Origin of the sequence: Mesorhizobium sp. M6A.T.Ce.TU.016.01.1.1 (genome assembly GCF_003997065.1) — a bacterium.
Lineage (GTDB): Bacteria > Pseudomonadota > Alphaproteobacteria > Rhizobiales > Rhizobiaceae > Mesorhizobium > Mesorhizobium mediterraneum.
In genome coordinates, this window is the sequence record NZ_RZTJ01000007.1 from 40,221 (window position 1) to 57,246 (window position 17,026).

The window sequence follows — 17,026 nt, forward strand, 5'->3', positions numbered from 1 at the left end:
TCAGAACGCGCTGACATAGGCGCCGCCGTCGACCGGTATGTTCTGCCCGGTCAGGTAGCCGGCATGGACCGAGCACAGGAAGGCGCAGATCTGGCCGAATTCCTCTGGCGTGCCGAGCCGCTTGGCCGGAACGTTGGCTGCTGCCTCGGTCTTGCGCGCGGCGGCGGCAGCCGGATCTTCGGGAGTGCCGGCTTCGTGCGGGGGGCGCAGCCGGTCGGTGTCGATCTTGCCCGGCAGCATGTTGTTGATCGTCACATTGCGGTCGATCACCGTCCGCGCCACGCCGGCAAGGAACGACGTCAGGCCGGCGCGTGCGCCGGACGACAGATCGAGGCCGGGAATGGGAACATAGACCGACAGCGAGGTGATGTTGACGATGCGGCCGAAGCCGCGCTCGGCCATGCCGTCGATCACAGCCTGAACCAGTTCGACCGGGGTCACCATATTCTGGGTGACGCCTTCGAGAATCTTTTCGCGGTCGAGCTCGCGGAAATCGCGAAACGGCGGTCCGCCATTGTTGTTGACGAGGATATCGGGATCGGGGCAGGCGGCAAGCAGCGCCTTCTGCACCTCGCGCTTCGACACGTCGCCGACGATCTCGGTCACCTTGACGCCAAATCTTTCGCGCAGTTCGGCGGCGGTCTTTGCCAGTTGGTCGGCGTTGCGCCCATTGATGACCAGATCGCAGCCGGCCTCGGCCAGCGCCATGGCGCAGCCCCGCCCAAGGCCCTTGCCCGAAGCACAGACGATGGCCTTTTTTCCGCGTATACCGAGATCCATGGCGATTTCTCCTCTGATTTGCGCGGCAAACTAGCCCTTTGGCTGGACCAATCGCAACCGTCATACGGTTGTTGCATGAATCGGGGCATAGCCAACGCGAAAGCAACGGTGAGAATCCCATGCCTGGCGCAGAGCCCCGCACTTTCCGCAGCATGTTCATCTCCGACGTCCATCTCGGATCGAAGGCTGCTAAGGCCGAGTTCCTGATCGATTTCCTGCGCCATCACGACGCCGATATCATCTATCTCGTCGGCGATATCGTCGACGGCTGGCGGCTGAGACGGAGCTGGCACTGGCCACAGAGCCACAATGACGTCGTCCAGAAATTGCTGCGCAAGGCACGCAAGGGCGCCAGCATCACCTACATCGCCGGCAATCACGACGAGTTCGCGCGCCAGTTCCAGGGCGTGCATTTCGGCGGCATCGTCGTCGCCGATCGCGCCACCCACGAGACCGCCGACGGCAAACGTTTTCTTGTCATCCATGGCGACCAGTTCGATACCGTCGTCCACAATGCGCGCTGGCTCGCCTATCTCGGCGACTACGCCTATGACGGGGCCATGCTCGTCAACCGCGTGGTGACGCGGCTTCGCCAACTGCTTGGCCTGCCTTACTGGTCGTTTTCGTCCTGGGCCAAGGTCAACGTCAAAAAGGCGGTGAATTTCATCGGATCGTTCCAGACCATGCTGACCGAGGAAGCGCGCCGTTCGCATGTCGACGGCGTGATCTGCGGTCACATCCACCACGCCGCGATCGAAAACTACGAGGATGTGCAGTATATCAACACCGGCGACTGGGTGGAGAGCTGCACCGCGGTGGTCGAACATTTCGACGGCCAGATGGAGATCCTGCGCTGGGCGCACGTCCTGCCGGAGGCGCCGGTCGGCAGCGAGCTGCTGGTGCCGATCGACATCAAGGGCAGGGCGGTCCAGGCGGCCTGACCAAACCCGACCTCAACTCCCTCTAATCGATTAGTCCACGCGGTTCCGCCGACTTTTTCAGCATGTTATGAGATTGCGTGCGCTGCAGGCCGACTCAGCCCAACGGAGCGCCGACGGATTGCCCGCTGATGTCCTCCCTGCCGCCGCTTTCACCTGAACAGCTCGTCAAGCCGCGTCATTTCGAACTGCGCATGGGCCTGATTTTCTTCACGCTTTTCGTGCCGCTGGGGACGCATTTGCCATATTTCCCGCTGTGGCTGCAGGCGGAAGGTTTTGATGCCGAGCAGATAGCGGTCATTCTCGCAGCACCAATGTTCCTGCGCGTGGTGACGACGCCATTGCTGACGGCACTGGCAGACAGGGCGAGCGACCGCGCCCACGTCTATGTCGCGCTGATGGCCGCATCGCTGGCGCTGTCCGCGGGTTATTTCCTGACGCCGACCTACGCCATCGTGCTCGCCGTCTCGCTGGCGCTCGCTGTCGTCTGGACGCCGCATTCGCCGATCGCCGATTCGCTGGCGCTGTCGGGGGTGCGCCGCTTCGGCTCCAACTATGCAAGCATGCGCAAATGGGGATCGATCTCCTATCTGTGCGCAAATCTTACGGGCGGTTTCATCCTGTCGCGGACCGGCGCCCAGGCTGTTCCGATGATCATTTTCGTGGCGTTTGGCGCTGCACTTGTCGTCGGACTGATCGCGCCGCGGCTCGGCCGCCCCCGCCGTGCTTCGCCGCTTTCGGCGACCGACATTCAGCAATCGGCACCAAAACTCCTCAACGCCTATTTCCTGTATTTCTCCATCGGCGTCGGCGTCATCACCGCCAGCCACGCATTTCTCTACGGCTTCGTGTCGATCTACTGGAAATCGATCGGCATCGGCGATCAGGTTGTCGGGCTGCTTTGGGGTTGGGGTGTGGTGGCCGAGATCGGCATGTTCATGATCTTCACCCGGGTTTTCGGCTCCTTCTCGGTCGTGTCGATCATGGTGATGGCCGGAATAGGCGCGATCGTGCGCTGGATTGCCTTCCCCTTGGTCTGGCCGCTCGGCCTTGGGGTTGCCGGATTTTTCGCAGTCCAGACGCTGCACGCGGTTTCCGTGGCGCTGGTGCTGATCGGCCTGCAGAAAATGATCGGCGAGACGGTCGCGGAGGAACGCACCGGGGCCGCTCAAGGCATCGCCTATTTCTCCAACGGCTTTTTCACGGCCGTGGTGACGCTCATGTCCGGCCCTCTCTATGACCGCTTCGGCGTGGATGGGTTTTTTGCCATGATCCCGATCGCTCTGATCGGCTTGGCGCTGATCGGATTTGCAGCGCGTTCAGCCCCACAGCGCCGTATCGGGCGGTGACACCAGCGAACCTTGGTAGACGAGACCGGGAACACGGTCGCGGGCAAGCAGCAGCGGACCATCGAGATCGACGAAATCGGCATCCTGCGCCAACAGCACCGCCGGCGCCATGGCCAACGATGTGCCGACCATGCAGCCGACCATGACGCCAAAACCCAATTCGCGGGCACGATCGCGAAGGATGAGGGCGGCGGTCAGGCCGCCCGACTTGTCGAGCTTGATGTTGACGGCATCGTAAAAACCGACAAGCGAGGCAAGGCCCTCTGCCTCATGCACGCTTTCATCGGCGCAGATCGGCACCGGATGCGCGATGTGGCTAAGGATGCCGTCACGGCCCGCCGGCAGCGGCTGTTCGATCAGCGCGATGCCGTGCTCGGCGGCGAAGGCCAGGTTTGCAACGATGTCGTCGTCCGTCCAACCCTCATTGGCGTCCAGGATGATGCGGCTTTGCGGTGCCGCCTCCCTAATCGCGCGGATACGGGCCATATCGTTGTCGCCGCCGATCTTGACCTTGAGCAGCGGACGCCGGGCGTTGGCGCGGGCTTGGGCTGCCATCGCTTCGGGCTCGCCGAGCGATAGCGTATAGGCCGTCTCAAGCTTGCGCAGTGGGGCCGTGCAGATGCTGGAGGCGACCGGCTTGCCTGTGATCTTCGCCTCCAGGTCCCACAGCGCGCAGTCGACGGCGTTGCGCGCAGCACCTGCCGGCATGGCGTCGAGCAGCGCGGCCCGGCTGATGCCGCCTTCAATCTGCTCCCGCATCGCCTCGATCGCATCGCGGACACCGTCCATGGTCTCGCCATAGCGCCTGTAGGGGACGCATTCGCCGCGCCCGCTATGGTCGGCCTGGCTGATCGTGCAAGCGATCACTTCGGCTTCGGTCTTCGAGCCGCGCGAAATGGTGAATGTTCCGGCGATGGGAAAGCGCTCGGCCTCGACCGAAATGACACGCGCCATATTTTTCTGCTCCGGCTGTGCGACAACGAGCTTGTCGGCAAATCGACAGGTGGGTTCCGTCAGGTTAAACAGATTGGCCCGTCAGGCTAAACAGGACGCCATGTTGACCATCCGCAAACGCTTCGCAAGCGGCACGACCGCCAGGGAGGCCGACCACCAGCCGCGCGTCGCGGTCGGTGAGGAGGGCGGCGTTCTGGGCTGCGCCTTCTCCGGAAACTGGACGACGCGTACCGTGACGCTGGTCGACGCCGAGATGCGCAAGATCGAGAAGCGCAGCGGTTTCCAGACGCTGGCGCTCGACCTTTCGCATATCGAGAAGATGGATACCGCCGGGGCCTGGCTGATCGACCGCCTGGTCAGCGCCTTCGAAAAGAAAGGCGTCGAGATCAGGCTGCAAGGGCAAAGCGAGATCGCCTCGATCCTGCTCGGCGCCGTCGGCGATGCTGTTCGGCGCGAACCCGATTCCGGCGGCACAAAGCCGCCCAACATCATCATTCGCGCGCTTGAGGCGGTTGGCCGGCGCGTCTATGAAATGCGCGACGACTTCCTGGCCTCGATGAACATATTGGGCGCCACGATACGCGGCTCGCAGATGAAGCTCGGCCGTGGCCATGCAGTCAATCCGGCGGCGATCTTCAACCAAATCGATCGCATGGGCGTCGGCGCCATCCCGGTGGTCGTGCTGATGTCGGCCATCGTCGGCGCGATCGTCGCCCAGCAAGGCGCCTACCAGCTCAGCTATTTCGGCGCCGATATCTTCGTCGTTGATCTGGTCGGCGTGCTGATCCTGCGCGAACTCGGCGTGCTGATGACCGCGATCATGATCGCCGGTCGTTCGGGCAGCGCCATCACGGCTGAAATCGGCTCGATGAAAATGCGCGAGGAGGTCGACGCGCTGAAGGTCATCGGGCTCAATCCGATCGGCGTGCTGGTGTTTCCGCGGCTGGTCGCCCTGGTGATCGCGCTGCCTTGCCTGACGATCATCGCCAATTTCGCTGCACTTGGCGGCGGCATCGCGGCGGCGTGGCTCTATTCCGACATTGCGCCGGCCGCGTTCATCGACCGGTTGCGCGTCGCTATCGATCTCAGCACCATCTTTGCCGGGCTGATCAAGGCGCCGTTCATGGCCATGATCATCGGCACGATCGCGTCGGTCGAAGGCATGAAGGTTGGCGGCAGCGCCGAATCGCTGGGACAGCACGTGACCGCTTCGGTGGTGAAGTCGATCTTCGTGGTCATCATCCTCGATGGGCTTTTCGCTATGTTCTACGCGGCGATCGAGTTCTGACATGGCGACGCAAGGCAGCACAAAGGCGACTGGGGTTGCGGAAGGGGCCAGCGAAGATGAGATCGTGCTTTCCGCGCACGACATCACCGTATCCTTCGGCGACAAGGTCATTCTCGACAGATTGTCGCTCGATATCAGGCGCGGCGAGATCCTCGGCTTTGTCGGCGCCTCCGGCGCCGGCAAGTCGGTTCTCCTGCGCACCATCCTTGGCCTGGTGCACAAACAGTCGGGAACGATCAAGCTGTTCGGCGTCGATGTCGAAAAGGCGAGCGAGAGGGAGCGTCTTCGCATCGACATGCGCCTTGGCGTCCTCTTTCAGCACGGCGCGCTGTTTTCGGCGCTCACGGTTCTTGAGAACGTGCAGGTGCCGATGCGCGAATATCTCGATCTGCCCAGAAAGCTGATGGACGAGCTGGCGATGCTCAAGGTCGAACTGGTCGGGTTGCCGCCGGATGCGGCGCAGAAATTCCCGTCCGAGCTTTCCGGCGGCATGATCAAGCGTGCGGCGCTGGCGCGCGCGCTGGCGCTCGACCCCGACATCGTGTTCCTCGACGAACCGACATCCGGCCTCGATCCGATCAGCGCGGCTGAGTTCGACGAACTGGTCGTCAAGCTGCGCGATACTATGGATCTGACCGTATACATGGTCACGCACGATCTCGACACGCTGTTCACCGCTTGTGACCGGGTGGCCGTGCTCGGCAACAAGAAAGTGCTGGTCGAAGGCACGATCAACGACATGCTCAGAAGCGAGGAACCCTGGGTGAAATCCTATTTCCGCGGAAAACGTGCGCGGCAACTTGATCTTGCGGCGCGCGCATAGCCATAAGTGGGTAAATGGAAACCAGAGCCAACTACGTCATTGTCGGCATTTTCACGCTAGCCGCGATCCTGGCGGCATTCGCGTTCGTCTATTGGACGGCCGCGATTGGCGACAGGGGTGAGACGGCGATGCTGCGGGTGCGCATTCCGGGATCGGCTTCCGGCCTCGGTCGCGGCAGTTTCGTGCTGTTCAACGGCGTCAGGGTTGGGGATGTCAGGCGCGTCTATATCGACGTCGACAATCCGACCGCCGCCATCGCCGACACCGAAATAGACCGCATGACGCCGATCACCAAATCGACTCAGGCCGATATCGGCCTTGCCGGCCTCACCGGCCAGGCCAATATCGAACTCAAGGGCGCCGACCCCAAGGAAGCGAAGCTTCTCGACCAGGCGGAAGCGGAGGGCAAGGTCGCCGAGATCGTCGCCAATCCGTCGGCGGTCACCAACCTGTTGCAGACGGCGCAGAACATCTTCACCCGCGCCGATACGGTTCTCACCCAGCTCGAAGGCTTTACCAAGGACGTTCGCGGGCCGCTGACGCAGACGGTCAACAACGTGCAGACCTTCTCCGATGCGCTGGCCAAGAATTCCGACGGCATCGACAAATTCCTCGCCAGCGTTAGTTCGCTGTCGGACGAGTTGAGAGGGGTCTCAGGCAAGCTCGACGGCACGTTGAAGGCGGCGGAAGGGCTGCTCAACGCCGTCGACAAGGACCAGATCAAGAGCATCGTCGCCAATGTCGATACGGTGACCACGAATCTGAAGGAAACCTCGAAGCAGTTCGACAGGGTCGTCAGGAATGTCGACACCGCGGTGGGATCGATCAACGATTTCGCCCAAAGAACGCAAGGCACGCTGGCCAAGGTCGACGGCGTTCTCGACGGCATTGATCCGGCACAGGTTCGCACCGCGCTGGCCAACATTCAGAAGGCCAGCGAAAACGCCAACGAGGCTGCCGCCGACATCGCCAAGGTGACCAACAAATTCGCCAACCGCGCCGACGATATCGACCAGACGATCAAGGACGCGCAGCAGCTCGCGGAGCGCCTCAACGACGCTTCGGTGCGCGTCGACGGCATCCTCGCCAAAGTCGATACATTGCTCGGCTCGGGCCAGGCCGACGGGATGATAGCCGATGCCAGGAATACGCTGAGATCGTTCAAGCAGGTCGCCGACACGCTGAACGCCCGCCTCGGCACCATCACCGACAATCTGGCGCGATTCTCAGGTCAGGGCCTGCAGAATGTCGAAGCGCTGGTCCAGGACAGCCGCCGTTCGATCACCCGCATCGAAGAGGCGGTGACGGATCTCAGCCGCAACCCGCAGCGGATCCTGTCAGGCGGCGAAGGCGAGGTCCGGCAATTCGACGGCAGGGTGCGGCGTTGACTTCGGCTTTCGCCCGCCCCAAGAACAGCAGGCAAGTGCGCTACGGATGCGGATTGCTCATACGATTCGGGGACAACGGGGATCGCGTGTGAAGTCGGTCGTGCTTAAATTGGGCGGGGTCAAATCGGGCGGGCTCAAAGCGGGAGTGGCACTGCTTACGCTTTCGCTAGCCAGTTGCGCGTTTTTGCCGGGCGGCGGGCCGGCGCCCCTGGACACATTCGAACTGTCGGCACCGCCGCTCGATGCGCGCGGCCACAGCCGCCGCCAGATTCTCATCGCCCAGCCTTCCGCGCTCAAGGCGCTGGACAGCCAGAACATCGTCATCAAGCCGACCGTGCGTTCGATCCAGTACCTCAAGGGCGCGCAATGGGCCGATCGGCTGCCGCTGATCGTGCAGGCGCGGTTGGCCGAGACATTCCAGCGCTCGGGCAGCTTCGCCGGTGTCGGCAAGCCGGGCGAGGGGCTGGCGATCGACTACCAGGTGATCGTCGAGGTCCGTGCCTTCGAAGTCCGGGTCGACGGCGGCGAGCATGCCGAGGTCGACCTGTTCGTGCGGATACTGAACGACCGCAATGGCGAGGTACGCGCCTCAAAGAGCTTTACCGCGAGCGCGCCCGTCTCGGGCAGCGGCAATCAGGCCTATGTCGGCGCGCTCGACGCTGCGTTCGGCGACGCCGCCAAGGACATCGTTCGCTGGACCGATTCGGTGATCTGACACAGCCAGGGACGCCGGGCGCAGCTACTTGGCGGCGGCATGATGGTCAACAGGTTCCTTTGATTGCGACCACCGTGCGAAAACTCGGTAGTCGACGACAGTCGGTTTCGGGTGGTTTCCCGACATCCATGTGGCCGCTAAGATAGAGCAATGCGTGAACCGGATTTCCAATTGGACGGGTGGTGCCTGGATGATGGCGAGGAATATCGTCAGGCGTCGCCGGACACATTCTGGATACCCGATTCGCATGAACGAGAAGGATTGCAACCGGGAGATCACGCGAAACTGATCTTTCGAATTTCGGTCGATGATGAGAATGAACCCGTCGCCGTAGAGCGCATGTGGGTGCTGGTGCGCGAGCGGATCGACGGAGCCTACTTGGGGGTCCTCAATAACGATCCGTATGCAGTTGCTCAGAATGATGAGCTTTGGAGTGGGATTGAGTTACCGTTTTCCGCCCGTCATGTGATCGATATTCGCGAACGTGGCGAGGAAACCATTGCCTTGGCCGCACAAACACCGAAGAAGCGTTGGCCTCAAACGTGATCGCGGTCTCATGTCTGCAACGGGTCCGATAGCAGTCGCCAACATGAAGGTCTGCGGCCCCGGTTCCAAAAAATCCTAACTTGTTGTCGGATCGGTCAAGCCGCGTTCGTCCTTGGCATGGATCGACACTCCAACCATAGGGATAGATGATATGCCCAGTACCGTACGCCTGCACCGCGTTCTGGCAACCAGCCCAGAAAAAGTCTATCGCGCATTCCTTGAGGCGGACGCGCTTGCGAAATGGCTACCGCCCAACGGCTTTACCTGCACGGTCTATCATCTGGAACCCAAAGTCGGCGGCACATTCAAAATGTCGTTCCGCAACTTCACAACGGACAAAAGCCACGCGTTTGGCGGTGAATATGTCGAGCTCGTTCCTGGCGAACGCCTGCGCTATACGGACAAGTTCGACGATCCTAACTTGCCCGGTGAGATGCAGGTGACAGTGATCTTGAAGAAAGTATCGGTCGGCACGGAGCTGGATATCACGCAGGCAGGTGTTCCGGACGTCATTCCAGCTGAGGCTTGTTATCTCGGTTGGCAGGAGTCGCTGCGAAACCTGGCAAGGCTCGTCGAGCCGGAGATCAATCAATAGAGCATCATCCCGAGGACGTCGGCACAGCATGAAAAAAGGCGGGAAAATCTCCCGCCTTTTTTCGTTTCGTTTATCGCCTGATCAATGCAGGCGGCCGCTGGCATGCGCCAGCATCGTGTAGACCTTGCCTGTGTCTGACGTCAGATAGGTCTGCGCCATCATGTTGTCGCGGTCGTTGCGCGACACGTCCTTGAGCAGCTTTTCGAAATCATCGCAGTAACGGTCGACGGCGGCACGGAACTCCGCCTCCATCTGATATTTGCGGCGAATCTCATCGAAAGTCTGCTGGCCCTTCAGCGTGTAGAGACGCCGCGTGAACACGTCACGCTCGCCGCGCCGGTAGCGGTTCCACAACTCGATCGAGGCATCGTGATCGATGGCGCGGGCGATATCGACGGAAAGCGAGTTGAGTGACTCCACGACATGAAGCGGCGAGCGCTGGGCAGGGGCCGAGCGTGGCGCTTCCGACGGCGCGGGCTTGGCGGCCTCTTCGCGCGATGCCCCGGTCAAGAGATCGCGCACCCAGCCGCCTTGCGGCGTACGGCCATTGGGGTCGCGCTGGCGCGGCGCGGTCTCAGCCGGGCGTTCCAGGTCGAGCGTGCCACGCAGTGCGGTGTCACCCGACGGCGCCTGCGGGGCGCGAGGCTCCGGTTGCGGGGCTGGAGGACGGCGCTGCGGCTCAGCGGCGCGTGCGATAGGCGCTTGCGGTGCCGGGCGCAGGTTGCGCGGCTCCGAGGTGTAGGTGCTGCGGCCCGATCTCGCAACGATATCCGAGAGTTCCTTCAGCGCGTTGATCTGCTCGGAAACGGCGCGGCGGATGGCCGTGGTCGATTCCTTTGCCTCTTCCGGCATCTCGATGACGCCCTTCTTAAGCTCGGCGCGGGTGAGGTCGAGCTCGCTCTTGATCGAGCCGGCGGTGCGCCGCATCTCCTCGGTCGCGTCGGCGAAGCGCTTCGTTGCCGAATCGACGACGTCGGAAATGGCGGTACGGATCTTGTCCGCCGACTCCAGCGTCTTGCCTTCGGCGTTCTGCAACGTCTGGCCGACCAGCGTCTCGAACGAGCGCATGACCTTTTCGAGATCCTCCGACTTCTTGACCAGGCCGACGGCGAGGTCCTCCAGCGACGACTGTCTCTCGAGCGTGTGTTCGAGGTTGCTCTGCGCCGAACTCAACAGGTCCGAAGCACTGGACAGCAGACGGCTGTGCTCGTCGAACTTGGTGGCGATCGAGGCGACCTCGCGCAAGGTGGAAGACGACAATTCGGTAAGCCGCGTCGTGTTCGAATCGACCAGGCGCGCCGAGCTGGCGAAGGTTTGCGCGGCTTTTTCCGTTGTTGCCGCAAAGCTTTGCGTGCTGCCGGTCAGGCGTTCGTCGACCTGGCCGAGATTGGCCGCCGCCTGCTCGATCAACTGACCGAGCTGCGAGCTCGAGGTGCTCATGCGGCCGATGAGATCGGCGACACTGTCGGCGAGCGTCGAGCGTGCGCCTTCGACGGCCGACAATGTTTCGGCGGTGCGGCTGGCGAGCGCGTCGACCAAGGCGGCGTTTTCGCTGCGCAACTTCTCGGTCGCGCGCTCGGTAACCTCTTCCATGCTCTTTTGCAGCTCCGAGCCGCCCTGGGCGAAACGCTCGACCAGCGGCCGTGCCGTTTCGTCGAGGATTTTCGAGATCTCGGCCGAACGTGCCGCAAGCATGGTGTTGAGCTCGCGGGTGTTGGTGCCGATGGTCTTTGCGGCGTCGTTGGTGCTCTGGCCGATATGCTGGCCGACCGCGGTGAAGGTTTCGGCAATCGCGTTGGCGCGAGAAATGAGTTGCGCCTCGGCAGTCGAAACCTGCTCGTTGAGCTTCTGGCCTATCGTCTCGGTGGTGTAGACGAGACGGTTTTCGACGCCGGCAACCTGCTCCTCGACACGAGCCGCCGCCGCTGCTGCGCTGGATGCCAGACGCTCGTCGGCGCCGGCCAGCGCCTGCTCGATTTCGCGGGCGTGGACGGCAAGTTCCTGACCGGTCAGCCTCGCACGTTCGGCAACCCGCTGCTCGGTGCTGGCAAATGCCCCGACGATGTTCTCGGTATGCTCTCCGATCGTCGACGAGCTGTCGGCGATGCGGGACACCAAACGGTGATCCGCCTCGTCGAAGATACGGCCGATCTCGGACGCGCGGGCCGACAGCGCTTCCGAACCTTCGGCAATGCGCGACATCAGCTGCTGGTCGGCAGCATCGAAAATGCGGCCAAGGTCGGATGCCCGCGCCGCGAGCGCTTCGGCCGATTCGCCGATGCGCACGCCGAGCCGTTCGTCGGCGCCTTCGAAATTGCGCAAGATGTCGCCGGCGCGCGCGGCCAACGACTGCGCCGTTTCGACCGCGCGGGCAACGAGCTTCTGGTCCGCCGCATCGAATGTGCCGGCGATCTCGCTGGCACGGGCTGCCAGCTGATCGGCCGTTTCCTGGGCGCGCGCCAGCAAGGAGTTCGATGTATCGTCGACACGGGCCATGATGGTGCTCGATGTGTCCTCGGCGCGGGCAATGAGCGCGCTCGACGTATCCTCGGCACGTGCGGCGAGGCGGCGATCCGCCTCCTCGAAGGTGCGGGCGATATCCTCCGCCCTGGCGAGCAAGGCCGCCGAGGTCTGCTCGGCACGTTCGGCGATCTTGCGATCGGCGTCGCTGAACGCAGCACCCGCCTGCTCATGCAGCGCGCTGGTGACTTCCATGACCTTTTCACGCAGCGCTCCCGCAACGAAGACGGCGCTCTTTTCGAGCACGCTGCGGACGTTGTCGACACCGGTCGACAACGCACGCTCCATGGTTCCGGCGCGCTCCTCGATGATGCCGGTCTGCCGGCTGAACGCCTGCTCGATTTTTTCGACGTCGGCGGCGATTGCCGCGGAAATATCGGTGCTCCTGGCGGCGATCTGGTCGATATGGCCGGACAGCGAACGGTCGACATCCTTGCGGGTGTCGGCGAGCTTGGAGAGATCGTCCTCCAGCGCACGGGTCAGCGCGTCGCGGCCTTCGGCCAGCTTGCCGACATGGCCGGCGATGATGTCGTCTACGTCGCTGCGGCTCGCTGCAATTTTCTGCAGGTCTGCTTCCAGCGCACGTCTGAGGATGTCGCGGCCTTCGGCCAGTTTCTCGACCTGGCCGGCAACCAGCCCGTCGATGCTCGACCGGCTTTCCGCCAGCTTGGCGAGATCGTCTTCGAGCGCCTTGGAGAGGATCGAGCGGTCCTGGATCAGCTTCTCGGCATGGCTGTTTACAAGACCGTTGACGCTGCCGAGATCGGCCTCCAGGGCCCGCGTAAACTGTGCACGATTGTCGGTCAGTTGCTGGGACTGATCGGCGACGACACCCTTGATCGTATTGAGGTCTGCTTCCAGCGCACGTCTAAGGATGTCGCGGCCCTCGGATAGCTTCTCGACCTGGCCGGCAACCAACCCGTCGATGCTCGACCGGCTTTCCGCTAGCTTCGCGAGATCGTCTTCGAGCGCCTTGGACAGGGTCGAGCGGTTTTCCGCCAGCTTTTCGGACTGACTTGATATGACGTCCTTGATCGTGTTGAGATCGGCTTCCAGCGCACGTCTGAGGATGTCGCGACCTTCGGCTAGCTTCTCGACCTGGCCGGCAACCAGCCCGTCGATGCTCGACCGGCTTTCCGCCAGCTTGGCGAGATCGTCTTCGAGCGCCTTGGACAGGGTCGAGCGATCTTCCGCCAGCTTTTCGGACTGGCCTGATATGACGTCCTTGATCGTGTTGAGATCGGATTCCAGCGCGCGCTTGAGGATGTCGCGGCCCTCGGCCAACTTCTCAACCTGGCCGGTAACCAGACCATCGATGCTCGACCGGCTTTCGGCCAGTTTGGCAAGATCGTCCTCGAGCGCCTTCGACAGGGTTGAACGATCCTCGGCGAGCCTGTTCATGTGATCGGAGATAAGGCCATTCACGCTCTGCAGGTCGGTTTCCAACGCCCTTGAGAGCTGACCACGGTCTTCCGCCAGCTTTTCCGACTGGCTTGATATGACGTCCTTGATCGTGTTGAGATCGGATTCAAGCGCGCGCTTGAGGATGTCGCGGCCTTCGGCCAGCTTCTCGACCTGGCCGGCGACCAGGCCGTCGATGCTCGACCGGCTGTCCGCCAATTTGGCGAGGTCAGCCTCGAGCGTCTGCGAAAGCAGGCTGCGATCGTCGGCGAGCCTGCCCGAATGTTGCTCGATCAGGCCCCTGATGCCGGACAGGTCGTTTTCAAGCGAACGCGAAAGCTCGGTGCGGTCTTCCGCCAGTTTGGCGGAATGGTTCTCGATGAGACCCTTGATGCCGACGATGTCGCTTTCCAGCGCCTTGGCGAGGATGGCGCGACCTTCGGCGATCTTCTCGACCTGACCGGCGACCAGGCCGTCGATGCTGGCGCGGCTGTCGGCCAGCTTGCCGAGATCGGCCTCGAGAGCGCGTGAAAGAATGCTGCGGCCTTCGGCCAGCTTGCCAACATGGCCGGCAACCATTTCATCAATGATCGTGCGGGCTTGCACAAGTTTTCCGGAGTCTTCGTTCAAGGCCTGTGAAAGCCTGTTACGGCCCTCTTCGAGGCTTTCGAGATGGCTGCCGAGCGAAGCATCGATGGTGGCCCGCGACTCGTTGACCTTGCGCAGATCCTCTTCGAGCGCGCGCGAGATCAGGCTGCGACCTTCGGCAAGCTTCTGCACCTGATCGGTGACAGCCGCGTCGATGCCGGCGCGGCTTTCGGCGAATTTCGCCAGATCGGCCTGCATTGCCGCCGCCATGCGTTCGCGGCTTTCGGAAAGCTTGCGGCTGTGGTTCTCGACGGCTTCCTCGATGCCGACGCGGGCATCGGCAAGCCGCTGGATATCGGCATCGAAGGAGCGTGACACCACATGACGAGCCGCTTCCATGCGCCCGGCGAAATCGCCGGCGCGTGCTTCAAGCATGGACGAGGTCGACGAAACGATATCGGCCATGTCGGCGCCGATCTGGGTCTTGCCCTGATCGATCATCGCCGACAGCGTCTCCTTGCTTTCCTGGAAGGTGTGGGCGATTTCGCGCGCGCGCTCGACCAGGGTCTCGTTGATCTGGCGTGCACGGGCCTCGAGCGCGGCGTTGAGCTTCTGGGTGCCGGTGTCCAGCGCTTCGGCGCGGGTCTGGAACTCACTAATCAGCGTCTGGCCGCGTTCGGCCAGCGTCCGCTCAATGCCGTTAAGGCTGGCTTCAAATTCGGAGTTGAGCGTGCGCGCGGCGCCGCCGAGCAGCGACACCATGCCGGAGGTCCGATCGTCGAGCAGATCGGTCAGCGACCGGGTGAGGCCGTCGGTCGTGTCCGTCAGCTTGGCGATGCGCGTATCGAGAAGGCTGGCGAAGGCTTCGCCGGAGGTCGACAGCCGGTCCGTGATCGATTCGAGCCGGCCTTCCACCGAATCGAAGATCGACATCGAGCTCTGGTTGATCCTGTCGATCAGCGTGTCGCCGGAATTGGTGATGGTCATCGACAGGTTGGTCGAGGCGTTGAGAATGCTGTCGCGAATGATGTCGCTGGCAGCCCCGATTTCGTCCTTCAGCGTCTCATGCGCGCCAGTGATCGAGGCGCGCACGCGTTCGGCGTGGGTGACCACCGCTTCGCGCTCGCTGCCCAGCCCGTCGACAAGCGAACGGATGCGGGATTCATTCTCCGAGTAGGAGCGTTCGATCTGGTTGACTTCGCTGTGGACCAGGGTTTCGAGTTCGACGGCTCGCGCAAGCGTGCGCTCGATGCCTTCACCCATGGCCGCCACCTCGCGGCGAACGGCCTGCCCGATCATCATGACACGATCCTGGGCGATATTTTCCGGCTCGGTCAGGCGGAAGGCCACTTCCGTCATCGACTGAGCGGCAATGCGCATTTCCTGGGCGCGGCGAATCATGGCTGCAAACGCCCAGAACAGGAGGACGGGTAGGATCGCAGCGACCGCCAGGCCGATCAGTTCAGGACGGGCGAAAAACTGGTCGGGCGTGCGGATTTGCCAGATGCCAGGTCCAAACAGCAGATTGGCCAGCGCACCGGCGCCCGCGATCCAGGCGAGCGAAACGAGCGCAACGACCCAGTAGATCGTGTTCGAGGCACGCCGATTGAGGGTGTGCAGCAGCGTTTTGTAATCTTTTTGAAGAGGGTCATTGGCTGGTGTGAAACCGGCCGGCTGCTGGCTATTGCGCGTTTCCACAGGGCGCAGTTCAGCCAGCTTGGCCTTTGCCGCGGGCTTTGCTTTCTGGTCTTGGGCTTTCTGGTCCTGGTTGGCGGCAGGCTCCGCCTTCTGGCTCTGGTTGGCGAAAGGCTCGGCATTCTGGCCTTGGTTGGCGACAGGCTCGGCATTCTGGTTACGGCCTTCGCGTGCCAACTCGTCGGCAGCCTGCGATATCTGCGCTTCCAGGTCTTCCATCGACGCCGCGATGTCGAGGTCGCCGCCGGCATCCCCGCTCAGGTCGATATCAAGTGCTTTTTCGAGTTCCCTGGCTACGTCGCTATCGAGCGTTCTTGTCGTCGTTGTTTTCTTCGCCATGCCTTCGCTACCCTGTACAAGCTGCCGCGGGACTTATTGATTCTGCTTGTCGTGTCCCACGCAAGAGGCTGAAAATGGACCTGTCGTATCGTAATGACACACCGGGGTAAAGAAAACATGCATTCGGCGCGATACGTAAAACTTTAAATATAAGGTTAACAGAACTGTGATTCCGGCGCCGTTATCGCAACATTTTTCCGGGCCAATCATTAACCCGCCGTCCACAGGATGCGCCTATTTTTTTCGGCAGTCGAACAACGGAGTTGCAGATTCATGCGTGGCGAAAACGGCATTGCCTTCTCGATGCCCGGCGGCGACGTATCGGGAACGGCCGGGTCGCGGCCGGTGGACCTGGCGCATCTCGCGCGCCAGACGATGGGCGACCGCAGCCTCGAGCAGGAGGTGCTGGCGCTGTTCGTGCAGCAGGCGCTGTCCGTTCGCGACAAGATCGTCGACGCCGATGTCAGGCAACGACTGCTTCTGGCGCACGGGCTGAAGGGCTCGGCGCGCGGCATCGGCGCCTTCGCCATTGCCGATTGCGCCAGCGCGATCGAACTTCAGCCTGAAGATACCAATACCCTCAAGCGGCTTGGCTCGCTGATCGAAGAAGTCCGCGATTTCGTCGCCGCCATCAGCCGTTAAACCCATTTCCGAAAAAAACGGCATAGAGCGCCGCTTTTGCGCGGCAGTTGACTTGTCTGCCGGAGTGATTATCTCGGCTGAGACTCCCTTCAGGTGACAAATGACCAAGCTGACCTTCATCGCCCATGACGGCACACATTTTGACGTGGATGCCGAAAACGGCTCGACCGTCATGGAAAACGCGATCCGCAACGCCGTGCCGGGGATCGAGGCCGAATGTGGTGGCGCCTGCGCCTGCGCGACCTGCCATGTCTATGTCGACGAGGCATGGACGGCGGAGGTCGGCGAGCCGGAAGCCATGGAAGAGGACATGCTGGACTTCGCCTACGACGTCCAGCCGAACTCGCGGCTCTCCTGTCAGATCAAGGTGCGCGACGCACTCGACGGCCTGGTTGTGCGCGTGCCCGCCCGCCAAGGCTGAGGCGTGAAGGCTGAAGCGGGGTTTATAGCCGATTGTTCCGGCCC

General features: G+C 62.4%; 13 protein-coding genes. 10 read left to right on the forward strand and 3 right to left on the reverse strand.

The window, feature by feature from the left end:
* Entirely contained in the window at nt 1-780 is a 780-nt protein-coding gene (locus EOC94_RS15375; protein ID WP_127204146.1) for an SDR family oxidoreductase, read from the reverse strand.
* 119 nt (nt 781-899) lie between these two features.
* Here EOC94_RS15375 and EOC94_RS15380 point away from each other — a divergent pair, with 119 nt between their 5' ends.
* Nucleotides 900-1,721: a UDP-2,3-diacylglucosamine diphosphatase gene (locus tag EOC94_RS15380; RefSeq protein WP_127291574.1), complete on the forward strand. Its 822-nt coding sequence runs from the start codon at nt 900-902 to the stop codon at nt 1,719-1,721.
* A gap of 128 nt (nt 1,722-1,849) precedes the next feature.
* A complete protein-coding gene (locus EOC94_RS15385) occupies nt 1,850-3,067 on the forward strand; it encodes an MFS transporter (protein WP_127291577.1) in 1,218 nt (405 codons plus the stop codon).
* Here the strand turns inward: EOC94_RS15385 and dgcA are convergent.
* A complete protein-coding gene (dgcA, locus tag EOC94_RS15390) occupies nt 3,038-4,021 on the reverse strand; it encodes an N-acetyl-D-Glu racemase DgcA (RefSeq protein WP_127291579.1) in 984 nt (327 codons plus the stop codon). The two genes, EOC94_RS15385 and dgcA, sit on opposite strands and share 30 nt — an antisense overlap.
* 100 nt (nt 4,022-4,121) lie before the next feature.
* On the opposite strand from dgcA, the gene EOC94_RS15395 reads away from it, so the two are divergent.
* From EOC94_RS15395 to EOC94_RS15420, 6 genes are all read left to right on the forward strand, one after another.
* On the forward strand, nt 4,122-5,309 hold the full coding sequence (locus EOC94_RS15395) for an ABC transporter permease (protein ID WP_127291582.1): 1,188 nt from the start codon (nt 4,122-4,124) through the stop codon (nt 5,307-5,309).
* A gap of 1 nt (nt 5,310) precedes the next feature.
* The gene (locus tag EOC94_RS15400; protein WP_095485341.1) at nt 5,311-6,132 is read left to right on the forward strand and encodes an ABC transporter ATP-binding protein; all 822 of its coding nucleotides are present in this window, start codon (nt 5,311-5,313) and stop codon (nt 6,130-6,132) included.
* 14 nt (nt 6,133-6,146) lie between these two features.
* Nucleotides 6,147-7,520, forward strand: coding sequence for an MlaD family protein (locus EOC94_RS15405; RefSeq protein ID WP_126106417.1), 1,374 nt, complete (start codon nt 6,147-6,149; stop codon nt 7,518-7,520).
* A 46-nt stretch (nt 7,521-7,566) separates the two neighbouring features.
* The gene (locus tag EOC94_RS15410) at nt 7,567-8,235 is read left to right on the forward strand and encodes an ABC-type transport auxiliary lipoprotein family protein (RefSeq protein ID WP_185928242.1); all 669 of its coding nucleotides are present in this window, start codon (nt 7,567-7,569) and stop codon (nt 8,233-8,235) included.
* Between the two features lie 150 nt (nt 8,236-8,385).
* Nucleotides 8,386-8,781: a DUF2314 domain-containing protein gene (locus tag EOC94_RS15415; RefSeq protein WP_126106419.1), complete on the forward strand. Its 396-nt coding sequence runs from the start codon at nt 8,386-8,388 to the stop codon at nt 8,779-8,781.
* A gap of 151 nt (nt 8,782-8,932) precedes the next feature.
* Nucleotides 8,933-9,376 carry an SRPBCC family protein gene (locus tag EOC94_RS15420; RefSeq protein WP_029352946.1) on the forward strand — a complete coding sequence of 148 codons (444 nt, stop codon included), beginning with the start codon at nt 8,933-8,935 and terminating at the stop codon, nt 9,374-9,376.
* Between the two features lie 81 nt (nt 9,377-9,457).
* Here EOC94_RS15420 and EOC94_RS15425 read toward each other — a convergent pair whose 3' ends face one another.
* Complete coding sequence (locus tag EOC94_RS15425) at nt 9,458-15,919, reverse strand: kinesin (RefSeq protein WP_127291584.1); 6,462 nt, start codon at nt 15,917-15,919, stop codon at nt 9,458-9,460.
* Between the two features lie 273 nt (nt 15,920-16,192).
* Between EOC94_RS15425 and EOC94_RS15430 the strand changes: the two genes are divergently transcribed.
* Nucleotides 16,193-16,561 carry an Hpt domain-containing protein gene (locus tag EOC94_RS15430; RefSeq protein WP_095485577.1) on the forward strand — a complete coding sequence of 123 codons (369 nt, stop codon included), beginning with the start codon at nt 16,193-16,195 and terminating at the stop codon, nt 16,559-16,561.
* Between the two features lie 100 nt (nt 16,562-16,661).
* Complete coding sequence (locus EOC94_RS15435) at nt 16,662-16,982, forward strand: 2Fe-2S iron-sulfur cluster-binding protein (RefSeq protein WP_006334837.1); 321 nt, start codon at nt 16,662-16,664, stop codon at nt 16,980-16,982.
* Nucleotides 16,983-17,026 lie beyond the last annotated feature (44 nt).

Coding starts and splice junctions, on each gene's coding strand:
- EOC94_RS15385 (WP_127291577.1), top strand. CDS start 1,850: ATGTCCTCCCTGCCGCCGCTTTCACCTGAACAGCTCGTCAAGCCGCGT.
- EOC94_RS15405 (WP_126106417.1), top strand. CDS start 6,147: ATGGAAACCAGAGCCAACTACGTCATTGTCGGCATTTTCACGCTAGCC.
- EOC94_RS15425 (WP_127291584.1), bottom strand. CDS start 15,919: ATGGCGAAGAAAACAACGACGACAAGAACGCTCGATAGCGACGTAGCC.
- EOC94_RS15395 (WP_127291582.1), top strand. CDS start 4,122: ATGTTGACCATCCGCAAACGCTTCGCAAGCGGCACGACCGCCAGGGAG.
- EOC94_RS15430 (WP_095485577.1), top strand. CDS start 16,193: ATGCGTGGCGAAAACGGCATTGCCTTCTCGATGCCCGGCGGCGACGTA.
- EOC94_RS15375 (WP_127204146.1), bottom strand. CDS start 780: ATGGATCTCGGTATACGCGGAAAAAAGGCCATCGTCTGTGCTTCGGGC.
- dgcA (WP_127291579.1), bottom strand. CDS start 4,021: ATGGCGCGTGTCATTTCGGTCGAGGCCGAGCGCTTTCCCATCGCCGGA.
- EOC94_RS15380 (WP_127291574.1), top strand. CDS start 900: ATGCCTGGCGCAGAGCCCCGCACTTTCCGCAGCATGTTCATCTCCGAC.
- EOC94_RS15420 (WP_029352946.1), top strand. CDS start 8,933: ATGCCCAGTACCGTACGCCTGCACCGCGTTCTGGCAACCAGCCCAGAA.
- EOC94_RS15435 (WP_006334837.1), top strand. CDS start 16,662: ATGACCAAGCTGACCTTCATCGCCCATGACGGCACACATTTTGACGTG.
- EOC94_RS15415 (WP_126106419.1), top strand. CDS start 8,386: ATGCGTGAACCGGATTTCCAATTGGACGGGTGGTGCCTGGATGATGGC.
- EOC94_RS15410 (WP_185928242.1), top strand. CDS start 7,567: ATGCGGATTGCTCATACGATTCGGGGACAACGGGGATCGCGTGTGAAG.
- EOC94_RS15400 (WP_095485341.1), top strand. CDS start 5,311: ATGGCGACGCAAGGCAGCACAAAGGCGACTGGGGTTGCGGAAGGGGCC.